Source organism: Streptomyces phyllanthi (assembly GCF_009377205.1).
Lineage (GTDB): Bacteria > Actinomycetota > Actinomycetes > Streptomycetales > Streptomycetaceae > Streptomyces > Streptomyces phyllanthi.
Genome location: NZ_VJZE01000599.1, coordinates 1 through 4,615, shown reverse-complemented (window position 1 = coordinate 4,615; position 4,615 = coordinate 1). Strand labels below are relative to the sequence as shown.

At 67.6% G+C, this 4,615-nt stretch carries 9 protein-coding genes; 8 read left to right on the top strand and 1 reads right to left on the bottom strand.

Features of this window, described 5'->3' with window-relative positions; translation table 11 throughout:
- Window positions 1-104 precede the first annotated feature (104 nt).
- Window positions 105-545: a GNAT family N-acetyltransferase gene (locus FNH04_RS41765; RefSeq protein ID WP_152791459.1), complete on the top strand. Its 441-nt coding sequence runs from the start codon at window positions 105-107 to the stop codon at window positions 543-545.
- Between the two features lie 92 nt (window positions 546-637).
- Here the strand turns inward: FNH04_RS41765 and FNH04_RS41760 are convergent, their stop codons facing one another.
- Window positions 638-961: an ATP-binding protein gene (locus FNH04_RS41760; RefSeq protein ID WP_322725396.1), complete on the bottom strand. Its 324-nt coding sequence runs from the start codon at window positions 959-961 to the stop codon at window positions 638-640.
- Between FNH04_RS41760 and FNH04_RS41755 the strand changes: the two genes are divergently transcribed.
- From FNH04_RS41755 to FNH04_RS41725, 7 genes are all read left to right on the top strand, one after another.
- Window positions 930-1,550, top strand: a complete 621-nt coding sequence (locus tag FNH04_RS41755; protein WP_194236993.1) for a DUF5753 domain-containing protein — start codon at window positions 930-932, stop codon at window positions 1,548-1,550. The two genes, FNH04_RS41760 and FNH04_RS41755, sit on opposite strands and share 32 nt — an antisense overlap.
- 11 nt (window positions 1,551-1,561) lie before the next feature.
- Window positions 1,562-1,753: a DUF397 domain-containing protein gene (locus FNH04_RS41750; RefSeq protein WP_152791458.1), complete on the top strand. Its 192-nt coding sequence runs from the start codon at window positions 1,562-1,564 to the stop codon at window positions 1,751-1,753.
- A 40-nt stretch (window positions 1,754-1,793) separates the two neighbouring features.
- Window positions 1,794-2,066, top strand: a complete 273-nt coding sequence (locus tag FNH04_RS41745) for a hypothetical protein (protein WP_152791457.1) — start codon at window positions 1,794-1,796, stop codon at window positions 2,064-2,066.
- Between the two features lie 208 nt (window positions 2,067-2,274).
- On the top strand, window positions 2,275-2,904 hold the full coding sequence (locus FNH04_RS41740) for a DUF6368 family protein (protein WP_228031941.1): 630 nt from the start codon (window positions 2,275-2,277) through the stop codon (window positions 2,902-2,904).
- Window positions 2,905-3,169: 265 nt separating this feature from the next.
- Window positions 3,170-3,634: an SRPBCC family protein gene (locus tag FNH04_RS41735; protein ID WP_152791455.1), complete on the top strand. Its 465-nt coding sequence runs from the start codon at window positions 3,170-3,172 to the stop codon at window positions 3,632-3,634.
- Window positions 3,631-3,969, top strand: coding sequence for an ArsR/SmtB family transcription factor (locus tag FNH04_RS41730; RefSeq protein ID WP_152791454.1), 339 nt, complete (start codon window positions 3,631-3,633; stop codon window positions 3,967-3,969). Before FNH04_RS41735 ends, FNH04_RS41730 begins: the two co-directional genes overlap by 4 nt.
- 102 nt (window positions 3,970-4,071) lie before the next feature.
- Window positions 4,072-4,512 carry an SRPBCC family protein gene (locus tag FNH04_RS41725; RefSeq protein ID WP_152791453.1) on the top strand — a complete coding sequence of 147 codons (441 nt, stop codon included), beginning with the start codon at window positions 4,072-4,074 and terminating at the stop codon, window positions 4,510-4,512.
- Window positions 4,513-4,615: the final 103 nt, after the last annotated feature.

Below are 4,615 nucleotides of genomic sequence, written 5' to 3'. Positions count from 1 at the left end.
GCTCCTGGGTGAGCGGGGGCTCGTGACTGGGGGCGCGGCATGCGAGGGAGGTGCCGCGCCCTCTGCGAAAACCGGGGGGAGCCCGGCCCGGTAGCGTGACGATCATGGTGGACTGGGATACACGGCCGGCGTCGGTGTCCGACGTCGAGGCGGTGGCCGAGTTGCGTGCCGTCGTCATGCGGGCGGATCTGGAGCGGCTCGGGCGGTACGACGAGCGACGGGTGCGGCAGCGGCTGCGGGACGGGTTCGACCCGGCGCACACCCGGGTGATCGAGGTGGACGGCAGGTTCGCCGGCTGCGTGGCGCTGCGACCGGCCGAGGGCGCCCATTGGCTGGAGCACTTCTACCTGGCCCCGCGTCTGCAGGGCAGCGGTATCGGTTCAGGGGTGCTGCGCGAACTGCTGGAGCGGTGCGACAGCGACGGCACCCTTGTCCGGCTGAACGTCCTGCAGGGCAGCCCGGCCCGACAATTGTACGAACGGCACGGGTTCACGCTGGAGAGCGAGGATCCGGTGGACGTGTTCATGGTGAGGGAGCCGGCCTGAGCCCCGTGGGCCGGATCGGCCGGGCCCGTGGGTCAGGGTCCGTCGGCCTCGGAGACCGGTCCGGCTCCTCCGGCGACGCGCACGCCCGGTGCTCACGTCGCACAGTCCAGCAGCACGTCGCAACCACCCGCGTCCGACCGTGCCCCGAGCCGGGCCGACGCGAGCGCCCGTTCGTTCCCCAGCTCGAACCACGTGGCCTTGCCTCTTCCCGGTCCATGCGTGCAGACGCCCCACGCGTCGGCGCCGTACGAGATGAGCCGGATGCCGCGGCCGTCCTCGTCGTCCTGGTCCGCGGTACGGGCGACGGGCAGGCCGGGAGCCTCGTCGTGGACGAGTACGCGAAGGCGTGTGGGATCGGGCCAGCCCGCGTGGAGGGTGACGGGAGTGGTGCAGCCCTTCGCGGCGCAGGCGTTGATGGCGTTGGTGACGGCTTCGGAGGTCAGGAGGACCGCGGTCTCGGTGAGTTCGGGGCGGCCGGAGACGGCGAGGATCCCGGGCCTGCTTCAGACCGAGGAGTACGCCCGTGCCGTGCTCAGCGAAACGGAGAGCGACCCCCAACGCGTCGACCGATACGCCGAGTTCCGCCTGGCACGGCAGCGCGCCCTCACCGACGTCACCTTCCACGCCGTCATCCACGAAGGAGCACTGCACTCCCATGTGGGCGGCCCGAAGGTGATGCGCACGCAGCTGTTGCGGCTGATCGAGATGTCAAGGCTGCCCAACGTGACGGTGCAGGTCTTCCCCTACGAAGCAGGTGCGTACTCCGCGTACAGCCAATCGTTCGTGATCTTCGGCGGCACGGCTCCCGAACTGGACACGGTGTACCTGGAACACCCGACGCACTCCCTCTTCCTGCGGGATGGTGACCAGCTCGACGAGTACGCCAGAATGTTCGAGCGGCTCTGCGAGTTGGCCCTGCCACCGGTCGACCCCGAGTCACCACCGGAGGCCCACAGGTCCCGCGACTCCCTGAGTCTCATCCAGCACGTCATGTACACCCTCTGAAAGGACCCACCATGCCGCACCTCGCCTGGCAGAAGTCCTCGTTCAGCGGTGGCGGCGAAGGCAACTGCATAGAACTGGCGGCAACGAACCCCGACCGCATACACCTCCGCGAAAGCGACCACCCCCACGAGACCACGACCGCCACACCCCACGCCCTGGCGAACCTGTTCCGCACCCTCAAGGCCGGACACCTCAGTCGCTGAGTCTCGGCACTGCGGCAGGCGCCCTCACCAGGGTCGCGGCATGACATGGAGCGAGGCGGAGTACGTCGCGTATCTGCAGTCCGAGCGGCGTTCCTACGCGTGGGTCATGCGGCGGTACGGCGATCTGACTCTGACGGAGTCCTGGGCGGCAGCCTTGAAGTTCTACCCGTACGAGCCGAGTGATGCGCTGTACCGCGGGCTCGTCTTCCATGACGAGGCGTGGCACTGGGCGATATCGGCGATTTACGGGGACCGGTACACGGCGGAGCACCCTGACCTGGCCGCGCCGCCGGCCGAGTACAGAGTCTCTTGAACCCACGTGCCTCTTCACGACAGCACGCTCCGCAAAGACCGCAACACGGTCGAACGCTGCATCAACAAGGTGTGCAGGTATGGGCCAAGGATGCATCGGACAAAGCTGAGGCACTACGCATCTACGAAGAAGTGCAGTCCAGTACCGGCTGGACTCGGTGTGGGAAAAATTTGAACGGTCGCGGAGCCGATCAAACTAGGCTTCCAGCATGTCTGGCCCTACGTTGGTGATCGAGTTCGCGGAGCCGCTCTCCCCGGCTGAGCTGCGTGAGTTCCGCGCGTTGATGGTGGGGCTCTCCTCCCGCTTCACCGAGAAGCGGCTTGGGTTCTTCGACGTCAGCGTGCCCGCAGAGCGACTGGGCGTCGAGGACAGGCGAGAGGAGGACTGGCGGAAGCCGTACCCGCTTTCACTCCTCGGCAACGCCTCCGCGGACGAGGAGCTCAAGGCCCTGGTGGGATTCAATCCGCAGCGCGAGGACTGGCATCGGCCCTTCCTGGTCTACTTGATGGGGCCGGGCGTCGGCGATGAGAGCATCTTCGAGGCTGAGCACGCGGACGAGCCCGAGGTGGAGGCCATCCTCGGCTTCAGGCCGACCCATGCCGTCAATGTCAGCGCCTGCTGCAATCGCGAGATCGACCACGTGGCCACGGCCCTGCTGACCGCCGCTGTCATGGATGTCATCGGGGGCGTGGCCAATGTCGAGCTACTGGACGGGCAGGCGTCGGTCGTCGCCGGCCTTCCGGGGGTGTTGGGGATCGCGGACGACTGGATGGCGCTGGGCACGGCGGAATTCCTGCGGGCCTGGGTTGGGCACCCCGCCTTCCGGCTGGTCAAGTAGCACAGACGGATTCGCGGCGGAGCTGGTGCTGTGCGCTCGGGAGACCCATCCGGTTCGGCCTCAGTGACGGCCCTTGGACCCGCACCGGTCCGACGAGCGCTCGACCTGTGAGCCTCTCCCTCACCGGAACCAGAGCAGGCCGTAGCGAGCAACAAGATCAGCAGGGCAGCGGACGCTGCTTTGGAGCAACCAGTGGTTGCACATCCCGGAGGAACGGCCTACAGTCATGCGCAACCAAAGGTTGCGAGACGATGGGGAGAGCGGGATGGAGTACGGCAGCATCGAGCGGGAGATCCACATCGACGCTACGCCCGAGGTGGTCTATGAGGTCATCAGCAGGCCCGAACACCTGCGGGAGTGGTGGCCGGACGAGGCAGAGCTCGAGCCGGTGCCCGGCGCCACCGGAGTCATCTCGTTCGGCGACAGGACCACGCCGGAGGCGCAGGTCGCACCACTCACGGTGGTGGAGGCCGACCCGCCCCGACGGTTCTCCTTCCGGTGGATCTACGACGAGGGTGAGGCCGCGACATCGGCCAACTCGCTCCTGGTGACCTTCGATCTGGTCCCCTCGGGTACGGGCACCCTGCTGCGCTTCACCGAGGCGGGGTTCCGGGAGAAGGGGTGGGAGGCGGCTGTGCTCGAGGAGCAGTACCGCGAGCACGTCAAGGGATGGGACTACTTCCTGCCCCGCCTCGTCACGTACGTCGCCCGGCTGGTGTCGACGCCATGAGCGTCACCATCGACGACGAACTCTGGTCGGCGGTGGGGGACCCGACCCGGCGGCGGATGCTCGACCTGCTGTTGTCCGGCGGCGGCGGAACGGCGACCACGCTGAGTGAGCAGCTGCCGGTCACGCGGCAGGCGGTCGCCAAACACCTCGGTGTGCTCCACCGGGTCGGGCTGGTCCACGTCACGCCGTCCGGACGCGAGCGCCTCTACGAGGTGGACGAGGCCCAGCTCGCCCGCGCGGTCGCGCAGCTGTCGTCGGTCGGGGCCAGCTGGGACGCCCGGCTGCACCGCATCAAGCGGATCGCCGAAGCGATCCAGCGCAGCCAAGAGGGCTGACCCCTCACGAACAGGCCCCTCACGAACGAACGTCGCCACATCCGAGGCGGCGCCGATGAACCGCCCCGAACGCGGGCGCCTACACGAGAAGGAGGCACCAAGATGGTGGACATCCTGCACAGGATCGGAGTCACGTCGTCTCCCGACGCTGTCTACACGGCCTTGACCACGATCGACGGGCTGGCGAGCTGGTGGACGCAGGACACGGACGGCGACGGCGACGTCGGCGGAGTGATCCGGTTCCGCTTCGAGCCCGGCGGGTTCGACATGAAGGTCCTGGAGGCTCAACCCGCCGAGCGCGTGGTCTGGGAGGTCGTCGACGGCCCCGAGGAGTGGATCGGCACACGGATCCGCTTCGAGCTCAAGCAGGAGGACGGCTTCACGATCGTGTTGTTCCGGCACGAGGGCTGGAAGGAGCCGGTGGAGTTCATGTACCACTGCAGCACCAAGTGGGCCACCTTCCTCATGAGCCTCAAGAAGCTGGTCGAAACCGGCAAGGGCGAGCCCGCGCCACACGATGTCAGGATCAGCAACTGGCACTAGAGATCAAGCCGGTGGTCGAGTCGATCGCAGGCCAGTAGGAAACCCGCGTGATCTCCTGCTCCTCGCCCTACGGATGCAACGTCCCCTCCCCCACCACCCGAAC

Excerpts from the sequence above, each read along its gene's own strand:
- FNH04_RS41765 (WP_152791459.1), top strand. The coding sequence starts at position 105 with ATGGTGGACTGGGATACACGGCCGGCGTCGGTGTCCGACGTCGAGGCG.
- FNH04_RS41750 (WP_152791458.1), top strand. The coding sequence starts at position 1,562 with ATGCCGCACCTCGCCTGGCAGAAGTCCTCGTTCAGCGGTGGCGGCGAA.
- FNH04_RS41745 (WP_152791457.1), top strand. The coding sequence starts at position 1,794 with ATGACATGGAGCGAGGCGGAGTACGTCGCGTATCTGCAGTCCGAGCGG.
- FNH04_RS41740 (WP_228031941.1), top strand. The coding sequence starts at position 2,275 with ATGTCTGGCCCTACGTTGGTGATCGAGTTCGCGGAGCCGCTCTCCCCG.
- FNH04_RS41735 (WP_152791455.1), top strand. The coding sequence starts at position 3,170 with ATGGAGTACGGCAGCATCGAGCGGGAGATCCACATCGACGCTACGCCC.
- FNH04_RS41730 (WP_152791454.1), top strand. The coding sequence starts at position 3,631 with ATGAGCGTCACCATCGACGACGAACTCTGGTCGGCGGTGGGGGACCCG.
- FNH04_RS41725 (WP_152791453.1), top strand. The coding sequence starts at position 4,072 with ATGGTGGACATCCTGCACAGGATCGGAGTCACGTCGTCTCCCGACGCT.